Below are 18,453 nucleotides of genomic sequence, written 5' to 3'. Positions count from 1 at the left end.
CTTTAGATCCAAAGGTTAATCATCTCCAAACCGAGATGTAATTTAACATAGCCTTTGTTACAAAAGCTAGACAAAATGGAGAAAGGATGATTTTATAAGAGTAGATAAAAAAATGGATCTAGGAGTCTGCATAATTATGAGTGATTTAGTAAAATTGCCGAAAGCTGCTGTCTTTGGAGCTTCAAATGGCGTGATGTTCATGACTTTTTTTGGAGCGCTTTGGGCTTCCATTGGTATTATTGGTTCACATGGACTTGGAGCTCCATGGTTACTTGTTCTTTCGAGTGTTGTGACATTAATCTTACTCATCGGAGCCATAACGCTTTTTGGTAAAGCTCGTAACATGAACAACGCTGATACACCGGAAGAGAGGGAACATCGGAAAAAAATAAATCGAAAATTTGGTTTGATTTTTGGTCTAGAAGGTCTTGCGATCTTTATTGCAAGTGTGATTTGTAACATAATCAATCATTTTGAAGTCTTTTTCCCTATCATGGCTATCATTGTCGGTATTCATTTTTTTCCTTTAGCTAAATTGTTTCGAGAAAATTTTTATTATGGTACAGGTGTAGTGCTCTGTATTTTAGGCATTATTACTTTCTTTTTACCAATGAATGCCATCGTAAGCAATGTAACTCTGATTGCGACATCTACTTTTATCGGTTTTGGCTCTGCTTTGACGCTATGGGTGACAGGTCTGAGAATATGGATAACCATACTCAAACAATTGAAATAAATATAAAAAAGAGCGTTGAGCGAACTGTACCCCAATCGCAAGATACAGTTTTTTATCATGACCAAGTATTCATTTGAAACCAATTTAAAGGCTATTGAAGGATACAAATTCATCTTGAATGAGCCCATTCTATGGTGCAATGCTACAAATATGCCCAACTCAGCTGCGGTCGATATCACCCTACAAACCTTAGGCAAAAAGCAGCGATGCCTGCGCAAGTGACTCCATCCAGATACCTGTCATGACCGTTACATGAAATTCCTCATCTACATCATCAGCATAACTGTTAGCTGACCTGCTAATGTTTCGAAAACAACTGATTCTCCCCATACCCTGCGAAACCAATTTTAACACAATAAAAGGGATATATAGGGTAAATTAAAAACCACTGCGAAGGATCATTTTTTTCAACTATCCTACCCATTCGTATTATAGTTCAACTTGATGGATCCTTATAGCGTATCCTTTAGCAGATAGGTCACTTCAAGAACAATAAAAAATAGCCACCTGGAAGGGTGGCTCGCACTCAATAAGAGTGCAAAAGTATAGATAGGAGTGGAGAGTCCTGTCCTGAACCTGTAGTTTTGAATGGTATACTTTCATACCGTACCTGATGCCAATCGAGCCACCTTCAGCAGTTTTCTAACCTACTATTTCTTCATAATAGGAATGCTGCCTGTTACTTGAGCAGACTATTGAAATGATGCTATCGTTTTCCATTAGAGCGTAATAACTGTTGATTAGCAAACATTATCTAATTCTCTCGGGTGTCTCTTAAACGTACTTTGGCATTGGTAGTATCAGATGACACTGGACTCCAGTTACAGTCCCCCAGTAACAGGGGTATACGATCCGGTAATAAAACGCGAATCGTCGCTTGCCAGGAACGAAATAACACCTGCAATATCATCAGGTTCCGCCAAACGCCTCAGTGGTGTGAAGCTACTAATTGTTCGTTTCTCTTCATCTGACAAAAAGGCAGTCGCATCGGTTTGCACTAATCCGGGTGCAACCACGTTGGCTGAAATCCCTTGTGGACCAAATTCTTGGGCAATATAGTCAGAAAAAGTATTCAACCCTCCTTTTGCCGTTCCATGAGCGATCATGTAAGGCGAGGGATCCTTACCTAAACTGCTGGATACATAAATGATACGTCCAAACTTTTGTTCGATCATATACGGAATAACGGATTTAGTCGTCACGAATGCTGCTTTTAGTTCATCGTTTAATTTCTGAGAGAACTCCTCCCATTTCATTTCGGTAAAGGGTTTCGCAGTGAAACTCATATTCGCATTACATACCAATATATCAATTCTCCCAAAGGTTTTTAAAACGGCGTCTACGAGCTTTGCAAATTGGTCTGAATCACGAACATCCGCCTGGTGAGCAATGGCTTCCCYGCCGCTGGATCTAATATCGGATACTACTGCTTCAGCAGCATCTTGATTTTTTAAATAATTAACTACGACTTTCGCACCCCGATGGGCCAATAATTTTGATGTAGCACTTCCAATTCCTCTAGCGCCTCCGGTAACGATAACCACTTTCCCCTGTAAATTCATATTCATCTTCCTTTCATCCTACTATTTTATTTCGAAAATTCTAACTTTAGATTCGAGACTCATAACAACATCCAGGTTCGTCTTAGCGAAGTTGACCAAAGAACTTTCGGATGTCATTAACTAATAGATCAGGTACTTCCATTGCCGCAAAGTGACCTCCGCTATTGAACTCTGACCAATGCACGACGTTATGCTCGCGTTCGACAATACTTCTGATCGAGATGTCGTTTGGAAAAACCGCAACACCGGTAGGAACCGTAGAGCGATGAGCAGGCATGCCCCAGGATTTCGCCTCCTCTTTATAAATCCGTGCCGATGACCCTGCCGTTCCGGTGAGCCAATACAAGGTGACATTAGTTAGCAAGTGGTCTAGATCAACGGCATCTTCCGGAAGATTGGCTATAGGATCTGTCCATTCCTTAAACTTCTCAACAATCCATGCAAGCTGGCCGATGGGTGAGTCAGTCAGACCATAGGCCAGCGTCTGAGGTCGCGTAGATTGTATAATCGCATAACCAGTTGTCTCAAAGCTATGTCCAGTCAACTTATCGTAGCGTGCTCGCTCGATCTCAGTTAAATGAATCGACTCTGAGGGGTCTCCAGACGGGAATGTTGTAAGCCCGTTTGAATGTACTCCAATAACACAGTCTGGCGCAAAACGTCCAAGCATTGGTGAGACCAATGCGCCGGTGTCCCCACCTTGTGCGCCATAACGTTCATAACCTAGTCGATGCATCAATTCTGCCCAAGCTCTGGCTACTCGGCCTATGTTCCACCCTACCTCGGTTGTCGGTCCAGAAAAACCAAAACCGGGCAGCGAAGGTATAACGACATGAAAAGCATCTTCCGGGTTGCCGCCATGAGCACGGGGATCGGTGAGCGGTCCTATAATGTTCATGAACTCTACAATTGAACCCGGCCAACCATGTGTGATGATCAATGGCGTTGCTCCAGGTTCTGGTGAACGTACATGCAGAAAGTGTATGTTCTGTCCGTCTATGGTGGTGGTGAACTGTGGAAATTTGTTAAGAAGTTTCTCGTGTTTGCGCCAATCATATTTAGATCTCCAGTATTCCGCCAGATTCTTGAGATAATCAACGGGAATACCATTGTCCCAGCCTACACCAGCCAAAGCATCCGGCCAACGGGTACGGGTTAAACGGTCTCGCAATTCATCAAGGTCAGCCTGCGGAACATCGATGCGGAAAGGCTTGATCTCCGTGTTCTGTTGGCCGCTGCTTACACTTTGTTGTTCTGAATGAGTCATTTTTGAAAAACCTCCTCAAATTTCTTTAATATTTTCTTGTGCTGATTAATGTGTTCTCTCTAGCTATACTCATATTAAATCAAGCTTGTTGACAACTGTGTGTCAACAACCAATATAAAGTTTAGATATCTCCAACGCACATTTCCGTACCTCTTCAGCAACATGCAAGGGTTCAAGAATCAATAAATCCGTTCTAAAATGGAGTAAAAAGCCGACTAACCAGTCGTTATCCGGGTATCTGACCCGAACAATAAGCGAGCCATCAGGTTGCCGCTCAATCTCATCCGAATCAAAATGATCTGCTGCTGAAACCTTAGCCGGTCCTGTAAATCTCAGCACCAGATCAACCATTTTGGTATCGCGCTGCGGACTCCAATTTTCATTTAACTCAGACAGATTCACTATTCGGCGCTGGAACGTATCCTCAAGAATGAGTAGGTTCCGGATCCGTGAAAGCCTGAACATGCGGTAATCATCTCGATTTAAACAATAACCGTGAAGATACCACGTGTAGCCTTTGAGCACTAGACCCATAGGTTCAATACAACGTTCTGTTTCTCCCCCTTGTCCGTTGGTGTATGTAAAACGGATCAGCTTTTTATCACTTACGGCTTTATGCAGCGTGTCATATTTGTTTCGTTCTGAAGAGCTGCTTTTCCACGGATTTAAATCTATGATGACCTGATCAGCACCAACCAAACGACCTTGTTCAGCCTTCGAGACCAATGCGCCTACTTTATCGAGCAAACCTTCCAAATTTTGGTTTTCAAATACCTGCGTAGATTGAAGACCTCGCAAAGCTGTAGAGAGGGCAATAAGTTCATCGAATGAAAGCATTTGCCGATCCAATCGAAAGTTCTCCATGATTTCGAATCCTCCTTCCGCCCCCGTGTACGAAACAATAGGAATTCCTGCTAGATTCAGTGAATCTAAATCGCGATAAATCGTACGTAATGAAACCTCCAGACGATCAGCCAATTCTTGTGCCTGTACGCGTTTGCGGTTTAATAGAAGGATAGTAATAGCCATAAGTCGCTCAAGTTTCACAGTTGTCCCCCCCAAATTCAGAGCATCTTGTTACAGTTTCATTTTCAAGGTAACTGATTAATAAGATGTTTCAGTTCCACGAACACGATCCTTTAACTCCTGCAGGTAGTTAGGCTCTTACTTACATAATAAACTTTTATTGTTGACAATAGTCTGTCAGGATTAGAAACTTCACCAGTGTTTTGTAGCTTTATTTTGAAACCACGAATTCAGATATCATTTTAATTGATCAAGCCCCAGTTAATAAAACCGGGTTATCATGCACCTACAGTTTGGTTGAGCTTATTTCTTTATTCTGCCGGTTCGTATAACAATAAAAAAAGCCACCAAAATGGTGGCCTGCACTCAAATAGAGTGCAAAAGTATAGATAGGAGTGGAGAGTCCTGTCCTGAAACTGTAGCTTTTAGAATAACACACATTCTAACTGCACGTTTCTTATTCAGCTAAACTACCCGTTAGCATTCCTGTAGAGCGTTAAATTACCGCTTTGCAAAAAAACGAGCGCCTCGGTACGATGGAAGTACGCAACGGGTCATAGCCCTAAAAATTCCATCATCCAGGAGGTCGCTCTACTATGAAGTTTAAATCGCAAGCGATACAAAATCAACTCATTGAAAAAATTACCACTCAACATCTAGTCGTCGGGATCGACATCGCACAGCAAACGCATGTCGCTCGTGCTGTTAATTTTCGAGGAATCGTAGTCGGTAGTGTCTTCTATCGAGCCAATTAAATGAAATTATTGCCCAGGTGAATGTTACCCTCTTCTCTGCTCTATCAACCATTTGTGGATATCATCGCCTTCCAACCTAATTGGTTCCTCTTCTGTCCCAACAAAAATATAATGGGCAGACACTTCATCAATCCCTTTTGCACCTTTGAAGCTAGTTCCATAGAGAAGGGCTCCTTCAAGTAATGCACTTGTCAAATCAACATTAGAAAAATTTGCGTGACTTAAATTTGCTCTTCGGAAAGATGCTCGACGAAAATCCGATCCAGTTAAGTCAGCAAAGCTAAGATTTGCATCTTCAAATGACGCCTTTATACCTATGCAATTTTTCAAAATTGAATGTTTTAATGACGCGAAATCAAATATAGTTTTACTCAGTATACTTTCCGAGAGATTTGTTTCATCAAACGAGGTACTTAAAAAATAGCAATCACTCATATCATTATTTGTTAAGATTGAATTGTTCACATTCGATTCTACAATTAATGAACAACTTAGATCCATACCTGTAACTTCTAATTCACTCATTTCTCTTTTTTCAATTTCTAATTTCTCACCAGCTTCACCATCTGAATATACCCATTGGTTATGTTTAAAAAATATGTTTTCAGTATCCATGCAGTACTTCCTTTCGGATATTTTTTGTTATGGCCACCACAATACTTTATCACTTAAACCTAATTCGTTAACTGCCTCGCGTACTTCTTTGATATGTTCTGGGAACATTTTTGTTGTATCTATGATTACATTTTCACCTTTTGAAAGAGATTCTTCTATTCCAGAAACTGCCTTTTCAAGTGAATACCCCTTAGGAGCATATTTAGAGTGCCATCCTTTTACGTCCCATTTTACACCAGTAGCATCAATAAACTCTGCACCGGCAGGATTGGGATCCCTAACTATAGGACCTGGTAGATCCCCTCTTGCCTCTAACTCTAAGCCGGCTTGTCTCTCGATCCTTGATTTTTCATTAATTTTAAAATTTTTAGCTGGATCTTTAGCTAAACTCTCATAGTCTTCTAGAGATCTATTAAAGTATTTTCCTTTATCTCCATACTTGTTCATCAAGTCCTTATAGTATTCTGGAGCTGATTCCCTAATTTTTTCTAAGTCAGCTTTTGACATCCCCGGGGGTTTCGGTTTAACCGGGACGTCGATATCCGGCTTTCGGGAACCGAGCTTATCCAGAAGCTTGCGCACATATCGAAGTCCTTTTTTTCCAACCCATCTTAGCGCTCTGCCGAATGGAATTCGGCTTAATACAATGCCTACAGCCACGGAAAGCGCATTTTCGGGAGTCAGCAGCTTCTTCGGATCGCGGATATAGCCGGCAATCTCATGTCCGCCCCCGGCGATTCCCGCCCCCGTCATCGCGACGCCTAAGGCCGGCCAGAATCCAACGAACAGCAGTGATAAGGCAAGTGCCCCGAGCACGATCGCGCCCTGTTCATACCACTCCAGCCGATCCCACCAATTTTGCAGCGAATCGAACATGCAGGCGAAACATGCTGTTTCTCCACCGCCCGTATGAGCCCCGATGCCTGCGAACAAACCGGCCACAAGCAGAATCACAGCGAGTCCGGTCAGCGCCTGGTAAAGCGTTTTTACCCGAGCCTGGACAGGCTCCTGTCTACTGGCCGCTTCTTCATTTCCATAAAGCAAATGAAATCCAAGCTCCCTGCGCCCCCGGTAAAAGCCTAGCCAATATATGAAATTTCCCCGGTCCAGACAAAAAAAGCGGGTCATATTCCACAGCTCGGTAAACGGATTAAGAAGCGGCTCGTTCTGCAGCAAAGGAATGCGGTTTCGTATTTTGTTCAGCGACCAGTAATCGGCAAAAATCGATGCGGCCAGCATTAACAGGAAGGCCGGCTGAGTTTTATAACCGCTGCCGGTCCAATCATGAAGCCAGAACACCCAACCCGGCAGCTGGTGCTGACCGTTATAAGCCGCGTGATCCAGGATGGACCAAAGCAAAAGGATTGCCGGGAACAGATAAACCCATTTCGTCAGTCTTATCCGCAGCCGATAGGCAATTCCGCACGCAAGCGCGATCATGGCGGTATGTACGGGATGACCGACGGTCATCAGTGTCGGAAACAGGCTTTCTTCGAAACGCCCGGGAAACAGCGAGAAAAAACCCCAATGAATCGTTTCGCCGCCCAGCATCGTAAAGCTGTAGCCGAACTTTTCCGCAAGAACGCCAGAACTTAGCCACCTTCGGGACAGCTCCTCCATCAGTTGGAAGCCGACGCCGGTTGCCGCACCGATAAGCGTGTAATCACTTAAACTCAAAGCGGAAGCTCGACGTGAGAACAACAGAAATATGCCTAGCGGAAGGAGCTTCCATAATTCTTCGAAAATTGGCGTGATAACGGCAATGGACCAGGTGTCGGATGTTTTTCCGCCGAAAAGCACGTGGAGAGCATTGACCGAAATCGTTGTGAACGGTACGACAAAGAAAACGCCTGCCAGAACGAACAGAACGATCGGCTTCCACGGCATCGTTTTACTTCGGCACAGAACCCAAAATTGAAGCAGCACATAAAACGACCATAAATATTGAACTATCATGGTACGAGATTCTTTAACGAAAAACAAACTTAAAACAAGTATGATTAGCGACAACCAGGAAAAAATCGTATACGCCGTTTTAATAAACGGATATCTCTCAATCCATGATTGGCAAGTTCGATGGATGGCCTCAAGGAAATCCCGAATTCCGGTTCGGATGGACCAGATCGTATTCATTAAGGTCGCCTCCTTTGAAAGCAGACTTCGTGTGAGCGGGACGTCTCCCTTGACGACGGTCCAGCCACGAGTAATTAAAAAGAACATATGAAAACCATGGTCACTGATCGATCGGACCGGAGACTTATAGAGTAACTCCGCAACATGTTCCTAACCTGTTTCTCAAGGGATACTAGTATTATAGGCATTCTTCTAAAATGTGGCAAAAGGCGCTGGTCTCAAATTGTTGATGTGTTATGTCGATTCTTTGAACTATCGTACCCGTTAGCTTAATGACCTTATCATCAAACTGTGGTAAGGCTTAGCTTTTATTCAACATATAACCTACTTTACAGATTCCGCTATTCCAAAGAGCACATCCGCTGTAACATGATTCCCTATCCGACTATCTACTGCCAGACGGTACTGCCATCCGTTTTTTTCAAACACTAAAGTATTGAATCCTCCCCTATCCTTTGGGGATTTAGTTGTAAAGTAAAGTGCTTCACTACCGTCTTTGAATTTGTATTTTCCCCCAGCTCTCTTTGACTTCCCAAAGACTAATTTCTGCTCAATAGGTCTTACATCAATCTTATAGTGGTTTTTGCCCTGAGATTCATGGAGGTATTCTATTTGAATTTCATCGTAATAATTCTCCTTGTCGTTTACACATCTACCCAAATAATGAGTAAATTCCATAGGTGGTAATTTAATCGGCAATTTAAGTTCTCTTTGATTAAGCGTTTCGCATTCCTTTAATGCTTCCCCAACCGACTTATACCCGATTTCGATATATGGCTCATCTAATTGAGGAACATCGCTCTGTGGTGCTACACTTGATGCAAGTATTTCGTTTGTAAACAAGTTACTCAGTAGTAAACAAATTATCAGAAAGCGGCTCATGATATAACACCACCCTTTTTTAGGTAGTGTACTCATAGCCGATTATTTGTACTCGAACCACGAACCGCTTCAAACTTAGAGTGCGTTAAACTACCCGTTAGCACAACCAGGCTGCCGTTTCATGCCGGCAGCCTGGTTATGGTGATTGTTAAGCTATAGTTTCCCGTTAGTTCAATTTCTAGATGATCATCAATATCTGTATATCGTTATCAATCCGTTAATTTCACACCAAGCGAAAAAAACGAATTTACGTAAGGTGAAAACGGATGTTGCTGACGCATACCAATTGGGTGAAATGTTCTACAAAGAAGAGCTGGAGCCTTACAAAAAACGGAGTCAGTATCTCATGAATCTGCGTTACCTGACACGGCAACATGAGTCACTAACTGAAATGTATGTCCAGGTAAAGTTGCAGTTTCAAGCGGTGTTGGATCAAGTCTTTCCAGAGTATCATGGCGTGTTTGGTGACCTTTATTCTAAGGTATCACTTCGTTTCCTGGCCCAGTATCCAACGTCTCAATCGGTGCTAGCGTTGTCCGAGGAAAACGTTACGGCGAACATAAAAAGCCTTGTTGGACATGTTGCCTCGAACCGGTGGTCGCTGGAACGGGCACAGAAACTAATGGCTGCAGCAGAGCGAAATCCCTTCAGGGAGACCGCTTTTCCGAGTCATTTAATCTCATTAGAGCTATTCATTAATTTACTTCTTCAGTACCAGGAGCATCTAACGAAACTGGATAAATCGATAGAGACTCTGGCTGAAGAATTAATGGAGTATGATCTAATCCAATCGATACCTGGCATTGGCACCAAAATTGCAGCAACAATTTTAGCTGAGGTCGGAGAAATTGATCGATTCGATCACGCGAAGAAACTGGTTGCGTTTGCTGGTATTAAGTTTACAGCAACCCGAAATAAAATCACCAAACGTGGTTCTAGAAGGCTTCGGACAGCCTTATATCAAGCTGTAAGGTGTGGACTGAAAGGCTCACGTAACAAGAGAATAAGAGCTTATTACGACAAAAAGCGTGCAGAAGGCAAACTATTTAAAATAGCCGTGATCGCTTGTGTAAATAGACTGATCCATTGGATTTATGCGATTTTGACCAAGAAAGAACCTTTCCGCTTGACTGAATAAGCAACGTTTAGATATTGAGGAAAACCTTCCCAAATTCTAAGAGCGGTTATTTGTCATGCATTTTTACCAGTATAGCATCCTTCGTTTACTTCATTAATAATTAAATATTGACAGGCTATTAGCTGGTATAGCGGAATGAAGGGCTACCACTAGGCAGCCCTTTCAGTCCATCCGTATGAATTTATTGATGATATGATAAACTGATTATTCCCTAATCCAGCCATCCTCTATTTCAAGCTCGCGAATCACCTTTGCAGGACTTCCTCCGACCAATACATTGTTAGGAACATTCTTATTTACGGTACTCTTAGCCGCGATTACGGAATTGTCTCCAATTGTGACTCCCGGAAGAATAGTACAATCCGCTCCAATCCAAACGTTATTACCGATTTTAATTCTTTTAGCGAGTTCACCTTTATCGGTAGAATCCATACGGTGGTAATTGCTATCAAAAATACTCGTTCTTGGACCAATCTTAACATTATCTCCAATGACAATTTCTTTATTAGCCGCGATTCCCACACCTGCATTAACGTATACATTATCACCGATTGTCAAGTTGGCACCCTTGGTACTGGTAATTTGAACTGCCCATGGATGTCCTATTATGGAAATATTATTTCCAACTTTGATTGCTCCAAATTTATTAACGAACACTTTCCCACGTAGCTTTGGTGCTGTTTTCCCGAATTTGTAGAGTCCTCTAAGTTTGTACAGTACAGTTTTAAACCCCATATCAAAACCTCCCACTCCTTTCAGTTCGCTTATTGAGTATTATAACAGAGATAAATACAAATTTTCGAATAAAGTTATTCATATTGAATAATTAATTCGGATTACCGATATGTAGAACCAGGTATGACCAGGCGTCATTTTTTTATAAAAGCGACTACCGCAGCAACCGCTTTTCCACTATCGCGTCCCGTTTTCTCACCCTAGATTATTTGATGTACGCTCTGAAGGTCTTATCATGCTGACTGCCCAAATAATACCAATCAAACCGATGTTCATAGAATTTTCTTCTGAAACCATAGTGCCAGTTCTCCTTGCTCCTAACAATTCAATCCAGCCCCAAGCCCAACTGAATAAAATAGAGTGTATTAAAAACCATCCATATCCAGCTCTTATATTTTACAAGAAGGGTAATGATCACTAGGAATATCAGAGAGATTATAATTCCAAAACCTATTCTTAAAAATGATAAGACTTCAGCCTCCATTGCCACATTTAACACCTCAATTTTTTGTTTGCGACCCACTAAGCAATTAGACGTTAAAACAATAGTGTTTGTTACGTAATTCTGCCGGTCAGTTAACAACAGATTAGTGGCAGCTAAACTAACCTGCCAAATAGCTTAGCGAAAAACATAAAGGGCTCCACATATTATGAAGTGCACCCCTTAGAATAGACATTGGAAAAACCCCCGTGTTATTCCGATGAAATTCTAGGGGGTGTATTTTTGTGGCGGTTAAAGGGCAAAAGTTTAAGCATTATGAAGATACAACGAAAGTGGAGGCAATCCGCTTACATGTTGAAGAGGGATGGTCGTATCAAAAGATAGCGAATCACCTAAATATTAATGACAAGAATCGTGTGAAGATTTGGATGAGGAATATAGGTAGCTCGGTGAATATGGATTACTGGATCAGCGAGGACGTCTTGAGGAATACATCGATCAGGATAGATACGTTCAAAAGCTTAAACGAGATAATTAGATGCTAAAAAAGTGTTTGGAAATCTGGATGCGGGAGGTGCAAAAACGAAATATCGTGCCATTGAAGCAGCAGCAGAATCCTACCCTCTTACTGAACTCTGCAAATTGTTTGGCGTCTCCAGAAGCGGATACTACGCCTACTTGAAGCGCAAAGATATAGATCGCGATGAAGATCTCAAGGCACTAATCAAACGAGTGTATGCGAAGTACAATGGCGTGTATGGGTATCGGCAGATTCAAATGCATCTGCTTCAGGACCATGAAAAACGAGTGAATCACAAGAAAGTTCTTAGGCTTATGCAAGAGATGGGGATTCGCTCTAAGATGCGTCAGAAGCGAYGTCAGAGCTATAAAACCACAGTAGGTGCACGCGTGCACGCGTTGCGGAAAACTTGCTTCAGCGTGAGTTTAGAGCGGATAAGCCTAACCAAAAGTGGGTAACGGATGTCACTCAATACCGCGTATTCGATACGTGGATATATTTATCAGCCATTTAGGATTTGTATAACGGAGAACTCGTAGCTTCTCATATGAGCMTTCGTAATGATAACCAACTGGTTCTTCAAACCTTTGAGAAAGCCTTTAAAAAGGAAACGGACGTGACTGGATTGATCGTTCACAGCGACCAAGGATTCCAATACACGTCCTACGATTACCAAGACATGCTGCTGAAGGTTGGCGCCCGAATCAGCATGTCTCGACGAGGCAATTGTTATGACAATGCCTCTATGGAGAGCTTCTTTTCGCATTTAAAAGCGGAAGCGCTCTATCCTTATCATATCCGAAGTTTAGAAGAGGCACAAAGGAGAATTGAAAAATATTTGCATTTCTATAATAACGAGCGACCGCAGAGAAAACTAAAAAAACTGACGCCTGTTGCTTACAGACGTCAGTTTTCTGCCTAGGTGTTTTTTGCAATGTCTACAAATAGGGGTCTTGACCAACGACAGCTGTTTCTTTTGTATTTAAGATCTTAATTGAAAATAAGGAATCGAACCCCTGACCTCATCTCTGCCAGTGATAGAGATGGATTAGGATTTAATATGTTGATGTAGGATAAATCCTTATTAAATAAGGGTTTGATCCGACAGATGTGTGATCTAGTTGATTCTTTTATGTTGCTTGGTGACGGTTTTCGTCCCCAATTCGTCCCCATAAAATAATGTTCATGTTACAGCACTCCACATGTGTGGAGTGCGTAGTGTCGGATACTTTCTAAAAAATAAAAGCGCCCGACAACCCCGCAGATTTTTACAATCCCTTATATTAGCCGAGTGCAAAAAAGGATGGCGGGTTCCTTAATTTAACAAACAAAGTGTGTAGCTAAAGATCACGCCCGCCAAATTGGCGGATCCGTTATATGCTGTAGGTAATGGAGAAAAAAACTGGGGCTTGGACACGAAATGCTCAACATATGTCCTAAGCTGCTGATTATTAGCGGAACGGTTTACTTTTTCTCTACAGGGATCCAAATTTCGCTTTTATAGTTTGGACTATTAGTATCACTATTTGTATAGAGAATTTCCGGACCTTCTACAACTTGATAATCAGATGAAGGAAACCATTCAGCATAAATTCGTCCCCATACTTCCTGCATGTTGGCGGGATTACCAAGGACAGTGAAAATTGCCCAAGTAGAGGCTGCAACATGAAGAGAACCCAGACCTAATAAATCTTTTTTTGTTGTTGCTACACCAATAAGATGATCAAGTTCAGCCTTTTCCTCATTTTCTCTTTCCCTAATATTAAATGAAGCACTATATCCTCCAAGAGGTGCAACATTTGCAAGAGATTTCAGCTTGGAGTAAACGTCACCTGTTATTTTCGTCAACATTTCTGTTATAGCAGGATTTTCTCCTTTATAAACGAGAGGGATTCTTTCTTTTATACCTACAATTGTAAATGCTTCTTTTTTTTCAATTCGATAATTTAATTCGCTTCCTCCTGTAATGGTTAATTGAAAAGTCATGAGTGGAAAAGATTTCAAGGATTTCCCGGTTTTATTAACCTCGGAAGGGTTAATACCATGCAATTGATAAAAAGCTTTCGCGAACGAATCTGGTGAATGATAGCCATATTTGATGGCAACGTCGATAACTTTCATATGTTGCACCTTTAATTCAAAACCAGCCATGGTTAACCGTCTTCTTCTAACATATTCAAGTAACGTAATGCCTGCTAAATAGGAAAACATTTTTTTGAAGTGAAATTCTGAACAGCGAGCTATTTTTGCTACTTCAGCCATATCTATATCATTTTCAAGGTTCTTCTCAATATAGGTTAAAGCATCGTTCATATGCTTCAGTAAATTCATGTCTTTACACATCCTGTCCCTGATTATCATAACTTCTATCAAAGAAATGCTCTCAACAATTAGTATTTATTTTATCGGGTCTTTATTCTAACTAAGTTTATTACTGTTGATCCGACAAAAGCAATATCAGAATTGTCGGGAACGATGTTGGCAAAGTTGCTAATGTTTGTTTAAGAAGGGAGCTTCTTAAATGAACTATTTTGCCACGGTGTTGCCTGGTTTAGAGGATCTTTTGATTGAGGAGATTAAAGACAGATGCTTTGAAATAGTGATTACAAAAACAAATCGAGGAAAAGTTTTCTTTACAACCACTCTAGCTATTGAACATCTAAAAAGTTTAAGACTAGCAAATAATTTATATTTGGTTATTTCTGAATTAGAAATTGGATTGCATCGGTTACATCTTCATCATTTGTGTGATCAAGTTTCTCGTATAAATCTAAAGCCATTCCTAAAAAAAGGTACATACTATTATGTGAATGCTAGCCGTAAAGGATCACAAACCTATAGCCGATTTGAAGCAGCAAATGCAGCAATGGAAGGAATAAAAAAACGTTACCCTTCCAAAAGAATTAGTATGAATCGTCTTCCTGATGTAGAGTTTCGATTAGATATTGAAGATCATAACGGACTTTTTTCACTTAAGTTAACTAATGCATCCTATCGCTTTAGGCGAATTGATAGACGTTTCTCAGCAGCATCACTATTACCAACTGTCGCTCATGCAATGGTTTGGCTTTCTACTCCTGTAGAAGAGGATGTTTTTATTGACCCTTGTTGTGGATCGGGCACAATCTTATGGGAACGATTATCCTATCCATTTACCTATATTGGAGGGGGGGGATATCGATCATCAGGCGCTCAAAGTAGCGAAAGAGAATCTCATGGATACTTTTGCAGAGGTCACACATTGGGATGCTCGTAAATTAGCTTTTGCCGATGCTTCTATTGATAAAGTCGTGACAAACCTGCCATTTGGAAGGCAAATTTCATTTGGAAAAGAAACAAATGAAATCAATCGAGCAATATTAATTGAAATTACTCGAGTGATGAAAATCCAAGGGAAAGCTGTCATTCTAACAGAAAATTGGGATGAGATTTTACAAGTTGCTGCGTCATTGCATTTGCGATTAATAAAAGCATTCCCGTTAAGTCTCAAGGGATTACACCCTACCATTTATGTTTTCGAGAGGGTTAAACACAAAAATAAACGGAAAGGTTGATAAATAATGAACTTCCGATTTGTGAGTATGGAATCCTTCAAGATTGTCGGTATTAAAAAGACTTCACCAATACATAAAATTGGAGTCTTTGTTCCTGGAATTGATCAAACAACACATGAAGACATGCAAACTTATTTTGAGCAGGTAAATATGGAAAAAGTAAATGAAATCCTTTATATAGCAGTCGATCATACAGACAATCTAGTTGATTATTATATTGGATTTGAAACAACTGCAGAATGTCCTAAATCTCTTGTTGAGTTGATCATTTCCAAGCAAAAGTGGGCAGTCTTTGATCTTTCCTCAACATCACCGCAAACATTGTATAACACCTGGTATTATTTATTTTCAGAATGGTTTCCTACAAATGGATACGAGCTTGTGGTAAATGTACAATTTTTCCGAGTACTAAAAATGGATGCATCATATGAGCTCTGGGTTCCAGTCGCAAGAAGTAAATTGTAACTATGAATTAATGAAGACGAGAATCAGCATACATTGTAATAAGGGAGGATGGGAATAGATGACTGCATACGAAAAACCAACATTGGAAACTTCGGAAGTGGGAGTTGTGCTGAGTAAATATTTTGGTTCGAATGTGATTGGGGTAACGCCATTAAAAGGGGGTAATTTAAGCGCTGTATTCTCCTTCTCGGTTTTTGATAAGGAATACGTTATTAAATTTAGCGACTTAGCAGGGAGTTTTGAAACTGAAAGATTTATTTCAGGCCTCTTAACATCACAGGGAATCCCGTTTCCTTCTTGTCTCGGGCTAGGTAAATTTAAATCATTTAACTATCTAATTTCAGAAAAGATCAGTGGACTCAATCTGGCAAGCTGCTCTCCTGAGCAACAACGCCAATTGCTTCCAGAGGTCATTCAACTTCTAACTCGGATGAACCACGTTGAGTTAGGTAAAACACACGGTTATGGATTCATAAATACGAGCGGGAATGGTATATATAATTCTTGGAGGGAACATGTAATTGCTATTAATGCAGAGGATCAGGCGGGCACCTTCTGGGATGGGTGGTACAGCTTATTCAAAACTTCTTGTCTGGAGAAAGATGTGTTTGATGAATGTTATAACCGTTTATTGGCCTATTCCAGCTATAATGAACCACATCGGTATTTTATTCATGGTGATTTTCATCAGTTTAATATTTTATCTGATGGTCAACGTATAACCGGTATTATCGACACTAATGGTAAATATGGTGATTTTCTTGTCGACCTTGCAACATTAGACTGGCACTTGAGGAAACTTGATGTGATCCAGGAATACCAGAGTTATCAGCAACAGGTTGGCATTTCCATTCCTAATTTTAAGGAAAGAATAATTGGGGCAAAATATTACAATGGATTGATCGGATTACGCTTTTATGCGAAGATGGGATGGAATGATGCTTATTTCGGACTTCGCGAAGAGCTTTTAAGATTGACCAATTAATACTTATATGAAGTTCCGCTAAAGGATACGATAGTTAAAACTGTAAATAGGAGAGCCCTCATATTCTGATGGCTCTCCTTATTAACTTGCTGGCTTTATTTCGTTAACATCATGGCTCTCACATATTAACCAAGTGGCTCTACCACGCCGAAATATTCATTAGGGGAAACAAAAATCATAAGAAAACCTCTCGAGGAACAAGTTTGCTGTATGTTACCTTGGGAGGAACATATTATCAACTATATAGAAACTTGCATCGAGATGTAATACTATTCCCTCACTACCGACACACAGCACTCCACATGTGTGGAGACGGTAATAGGAATTTACGTTTGTTGATGGTATGACAGAGGTCAATTAAACTAGGGTTCTAGGATAATATAACTACTTTCCCCATGTAGGTTCGCCAGAAACTGCATCTATCTACACTCTCTACTACATCTCGTTTTCGATCCGCTTCATGAACTCTTCAGCGGCACTGTAGTCGCTGCTTGAGATCCCAATTGTTCACCGTTGCCTCGAACAATCAGGCCACTTGGCGTCAGTAAAAAATTCCGCCCAGCGGCGCAGGTTCGGTCAGCAAAGTATGACATTTTAATTTTGAGTCGGACTCTCAGTCAGTGGAGTCGGGAGAAATCACATCCCATTTTCCAAACAGCGTTAGACCCGCCGCTTTTGCCAGCGACACAGACGCTAGGTTATCGAGCTGGCATCGGTACTGGGGTTCGTACCCCTGATCATAGGCGTACTTGCTGATTGAACGCACCACTTTGCGGGCATGACCTTTTCCTCTAAAGGACGTCAGAGTCAGTACGCCGAGATCTGCGACTTGCGCATTCTCCCAAGGATACATGCTGGCGGCGCTGACCAGGCGGTTTTGCTCAAAAGAGCCGAACACCGCCCAGTGATCCAACTCCACATAAGCGTCATCCAAGTCTTGTTCCGAGGCGGAGGACTGGAACTCGGAGAAAACCGAATCATCTTGCTCGCTTAACCGACGCAAGACACCTTCCAGGTTTTCTTGCAGCAATACGTTCTTATCTGCTTCTGAAAAATAAAAAAGATAATCTGCGCCATGCAGAGTGACTCCCGCTTCATTCAATTTCCGGCGAAAGGTCGGCTCAGAATGGTCTTGTCGTTGATAAAGGCTTAACTTTTCGGCCAGCGCAGGCGTCAGGACCGCCATAACCCGGCCGACAAAGGTTTCCAGCACCATGACCCGACGGTCTTCGCTCAGGTCAGTGTTGATGGCGACAGTAAAGACTTCATCGCTATAGAGAATGTCTCCGTTCAAAAATGACGTCCGCCAAAAGTCAGTTATCGTATGTGAAAATAAAGGCATATTAATTACTCTACTTGTTTGATTTCTCATTATGTTCACTTCCCTATACTTATTTACTCGTACCCTTAAGCAATCTTTTCACAGATTGAATTTTTCTTTTCTGCTCCTATACCCGAACGAATGTCCGATTCAAACAAATTCGGAACGTGTTTCAACTTTTCGGCCAACAATTTGGCATGAAGCTTAGTGTGTGAATCTGTTTCAATCCAACGAGTAAAATACGTGATATCCCGCCGTTTATTTGATACTGGTTGGATTGTGAACTAAAGCTCTGGTTGGATTGTGAACTAAAGCTC

16 protein-coding genes and 2 pseudogenes are annotated in these 18,453 nt (G+C 41.3%); 9 read left to right on the top strand and 9 right to left on the bottom strand.

The window, feature by feature from the left end; genetic code table 11:
- The first annotated feature begins 136 nt into the window (after positions 1-136).
- Positions 137-736 carry a hypothetical protein gene (locus AB4Z50_RS26620; RefSeq protein ID WP_441883809.1) on the top strand — a complete coding sequence of 200 codons (600 nt, stop codon included), beginning with the start codon at positions 137-139 and terminating at the stop codon, positions 734-736.
- 821 nt (positions 737-1,557) lie between these two features.
- On the opposite strand, the gene AB4Z50_RS26615 is transcribed toward AB4Z50_RS26620, so the two are convergent.
- The 3 genes from AB4Z50_RS26615 to AB4Z50_RS26605 all read right to left on the bottom strand — a co-directional run bounded on the left by AB4Z50_RS26615 (position 1,558) and on the right by AB4Z50_RS26605 (position 4,612).
- On the bottom strand, positions 1,558-2,304 hold the full coding sequence (locus tag AB4Z50_RS26615) for an SDR family NAD(P)-dependent oxidoreductase (protein ID WP_441883806.1): 747 nt from the start codon (positions 2,302-2,304) through the stop codon (positions 1,558-1,560).
- Positions 2,305-2,380: 76 nt separating this feature from the next.
- Positions 2,381-3,565 (bottom strand): epoxide hydrolase family protein, encoded by a 1,185-nt coding sequence (locus AB4Z50_RS26610; protein ID WP_441883803.1) that lies wholly within the window; start codon positions 3,563-3,565, stop codon positions 2,381-2,383.
- A gap of 102 nt (positions 3,566-3,667) precedes the next feature.
- Positions 3,668-4,612 carry a helix-turn-helix transcriptional regulator gene (locus AB4Z50_RS26605; RefSeq protein ID WP_441883800.1) on the bottom strand — a complete coding sequence of 315 codons (945 nt, stop codon included), beginning with the start codon at positions 4,610-4,612 and terminating at the stop codon, positions 3,668-3,670.
- Between the two features lie 575 nt (positions 4,613-5,187).
- On the opposite strand from AB4Z50_RS26605, the pseudogene AB4Z50_RS26600 reads away from it, so the two are divergent.
- Positions 5,188-5,325 (top strand): annotated as a pseudogene (locus tag AB4Z50_RS26600) (IS110 family transposase); the annotation flags it as partial.
- 45 nt (positions 5,326-5,370) lie between these two features.
- On the opposite strand, the gene AB4Z50_RS26595 reads toward AB4Z50_RS26600, so the two are convergent.
- The 3 genes from AB4Z50_RS26595 to AB4Z50_RS26585 all read right to left on the bottom strand — a co-directional run bounded on the left by AB4Z50_RS26595 (position 5,371) and on the right by AB4Z50_RS26585 (position 8,976).
- Positions 5,371-5,961, bottom strand: a complete 591-nt coding sequence (locus AB4Z50_RS26595; protein WP_441883797.1) for a pentapeptide repeat-containing protein — start codon at positions 5,959-5,961, stop codon at positions 5,371-5,373.
- Positions 5,962-5,988: 27 nt separating this feature from the next.
- Positions 5,989-8,094, bottom strand: a complete 2,106-nt coding sequence (locus AB4Z50_RS26590; protein ID WP_441883795.1) for a PrsW family glutamic-type intramembrane protease — start codon at positions 8,092-8,094, stop codon at positions 5,989-5,991.
- Between the two features lie 324 nt (positions 8,095-8,418).
- Positions 8,419-8,976 carry a hypothetical protein gene (locus AB4Z50_RS26585; protein ID WP_441883792.1) on the bottom strand — a complete coding sequence of 186 codons (558 nt, stop codon included), beginning with the start codon at positions 8,974-8,976 and terminating at the stop codon, positions 8,419-8,421.
- A gap of 154 nt (positions 8,977-9,130) precedes the next feature.
- Here AB4Z50_RS26585 and AB4Z50_RS26580 point away from each other — a divergent pair.
- Positions 9,131-10,114 (top strand): annotated as a pseudogene (locus tag AB4Z50_RS26580) (IS110 family transposase); the annotation flags it as partial.
- A gap of 204 nt (positions 10,115-10,318) precedes the next feature.
- On the opposite strand, the gene AB4Z50_RS26575 reads toward AB4Z50_RS26580, so the two are convergent.
- Positions 10,319-10,849 carry an acyltransferase gene (locus AB4Z50_RS26575; protein WP_054025019.1) on the bottom strand — a complete coding sequence of 177 codons (531 nt, stop codon included), beginning with the start codon at positions 10,847-10,849 and terminating at the stop codon, positions 10,319-10,321.
- 991 nt (positions 10,850-11,840) lie between these two features.
- On the opposite strand from AB4Z50_RS26575, the gene AB4Z50_RS26570 reads away from it, so the two are divergent.
- Together AB4Z50_RS26570 and AB4Z50_RS26565 are read left to right on the top strand one after the other, a co-directional pair.
- A complete protein-coding gene (locus AB4Z50_RS26570) occupies positions 11,841-12,269 on the top strand; it encodes an IS3 family transposase (RefSeq protein ID WP_441883789.1) in 429 nt (142 codons plus the stop codon).
- Between the two features lie 89 nt (positions 12,270-12,358).
- Complete coding sequence (locus AB4Z50_RS26565) at positions 12,359-12,733, top strand: transposase (RefSeq protein ID WP_441883786.1); 375 nt, start codon at positions 12,359-12,361, stop codon at positions 12,731-12,733.
- 542 nt (positions 12,734-13,275) lie between these two features.
- On the opposite strand, the gene AB4Z50_RS26560 is transcribed toward AB4Z50_RS26565, so the two are convergent.
- A complete protein-coding gene (locus AB4Z50_RS26560; RefSeq protein WP_441883783.1) occupies positions 13,276-14,142 on the bottom strand; it encodes an AraC family transcriptional regulator in 867 nt (288 codons plus the stop codon).
- Positions 14,143-14,332: 190 nt separating this feature from the next.
- On the opposite strand from AB4Z50_RS26560, the gene AB4Z50_RS26555 reads away from it, so the two are divergent.
- Genes AB4Z50_RS26555 through AB4Z50_RS26540 form a run of 4 tightly spaced genes read left to right on the top strand, consistent with a single transcriptional unit; the run spans position 14,333 to position 16,815 of the window.
- Positions 14,333-15,067: a hypothetical protein gene (locus AB4Z50_RS26555; protein ID WP_441883781.1), complete on the top strand. Its 735-nt coding sequence runs from the start codon at positions 14,333-14,335 to the stop codon at positions 15,065-15,067.
- A complete protein-coding gene (locus tag AB4Z50_RS26550) occupies positions 15,027-15,365 on the top strand; it encodes a hypothetical protein (RefSeq protein WP_441883778.1) in 339 nt (112 codons plus the stop codon). The genes AB4Z50_RS26555 and AB4Z50_RS26550 overlap by 41 nt, the downstream gene beginning before the upstream one ends.
- Positions 15,366-15,371: 6 nt before the next feature.
- The gene (locus AB4Z50_RS26545; protein ID WP_441883775.1) at positions 15,372-15,830 is read left to right on the top strand and encodes a GyrI-like domain-containing protein; all 459 of its coding nucleotides are present in this window, start codon (positions 15,372-15,374) and stop codon (positions 15,828-15,830) included.
- A gap of 58 nt (positions 15,831-15,888) precedes the next feature.
- On the top strand, positions 15,889-16,815 hold the full coding sequence (locus AB4Z50_RS26540) for a phosphotransferase family protein (protein WP_441883772.1): 927 nt from the start codon (positions 15,889-15,891) through the stop codon (positions 16,813-16,815).
- A gap of 613 nt (positions 16,816-17,428) precedes the next feature.
- Here the strand turns inward: AB4Z50_RS26540 and AB4Z50_RS26535 are convergent.
- Positions 17,429-18,109, bottom strand: a complete 681-nt coding sequence (locus tag AB4Z50_RS26535; protein WP_441883769.1) for a GNAT family N-acetyltransferase — start codon at positions 18,107-18,109, stop codon at positions 17,429-17,431.
- Between the last annotated feature and the right edge of the window lie 344 nt (positions 18,110-18,453).

Source organism: Paenibacillus sp. 2TAB26, assembly GCF_052115145.1.
Classification (GTDB): Bacteria; Bacillota; Bacilli; order Paenibacillales; family Paenibacillaceae; genus Pristimantibacillus.
Note: the sequence above shows the minus strand (reverse complement) of the source record. Positions and strands in the feature narration are given on the sequence as shown.

Excerpts from the sequence above, each read along its gene's own strand:
- AB4Z50_RS26560 (WP_441883783.1), bottom strand. The coding sequence starts at position 14,142 with ATGAATTTACTGAAGCATATGAACGATGCTTTAACCTATATTGAGAAG.
- AB4Z50_RS26555 (WP_441883781.1), top strand. The coding sequence starts at position 14,333 with ATGAACTATTTTGCCACGGTGTTGCCTGGTTTAGAGGATCTTTTGATT.
- AB4Z50_RS26595 (WP_441883797.1), bottom strand. The coding sequence starts at position 5,961 with ATGGATACTGAAAACATATTTTTTAAACATAACCAATGGGTATATTCA.
- AB4Z50_RS26540 (WP_441883772.1), top strand. The coding sequence starts at position 15,889 with ATGACTGCATACGAAAAACCAACATTGGAAACTTCGGAAGTGGGAGTT.
- AB4Z50_RS26620 (WP_441883809.1), top strand. The coding sequence starts at position 137 with ATGAGTGATTTAGTAAAATTGCCGAAAGCTGCTGTCTTTGGAGCTTCA.
- AB4Z50_RS26550 (WP_441883778.1), top strand. The coding sequence starts at position 15,027 with ATGGATACTTTTGCAGAGGTCACACATTGGGATGCTCGTAAATTAGCT.
- AB4Z50_RS26610 (WP_441883803.1), bottom strand. The coding sequence starts at position 3,565 with ATGACTCATTCAGAACAACAAAGTGTAAGCAGCGGCCAACAGAACACG.
- AB4Z50_RS26585 (WP_441883792.1), bottom strand. The coding sequence starts at position 8,976 with ATGAGCCGCTTTCTGATAATTTGTTTACTACTGAGTAACTTGTTTACA.
- AB4Z50_RS26590 (WP_441883795.1), bottom strand. The coding sequence starts at position 8,094 with ATGAATACGATCTGGTCCATCCGAACCGGAATTCGGGATTTCCTTGAG.
- AB4Z50_RS26575 (WP_054025019.1), bottom strand. The coding sequence starts at position 10,849 with ATGGGGTTTAAAACTGTACTGTACAAACTTAGAGGACTCTACAAATTC.
- AB4Z50_RS26545 (WP_441883775.1), top strand. The coding sequence starts at position 15,372 with ATGAACTTCCGATTTGTGAGTATGGAATCCTTCAAGATTGTCGGTATT.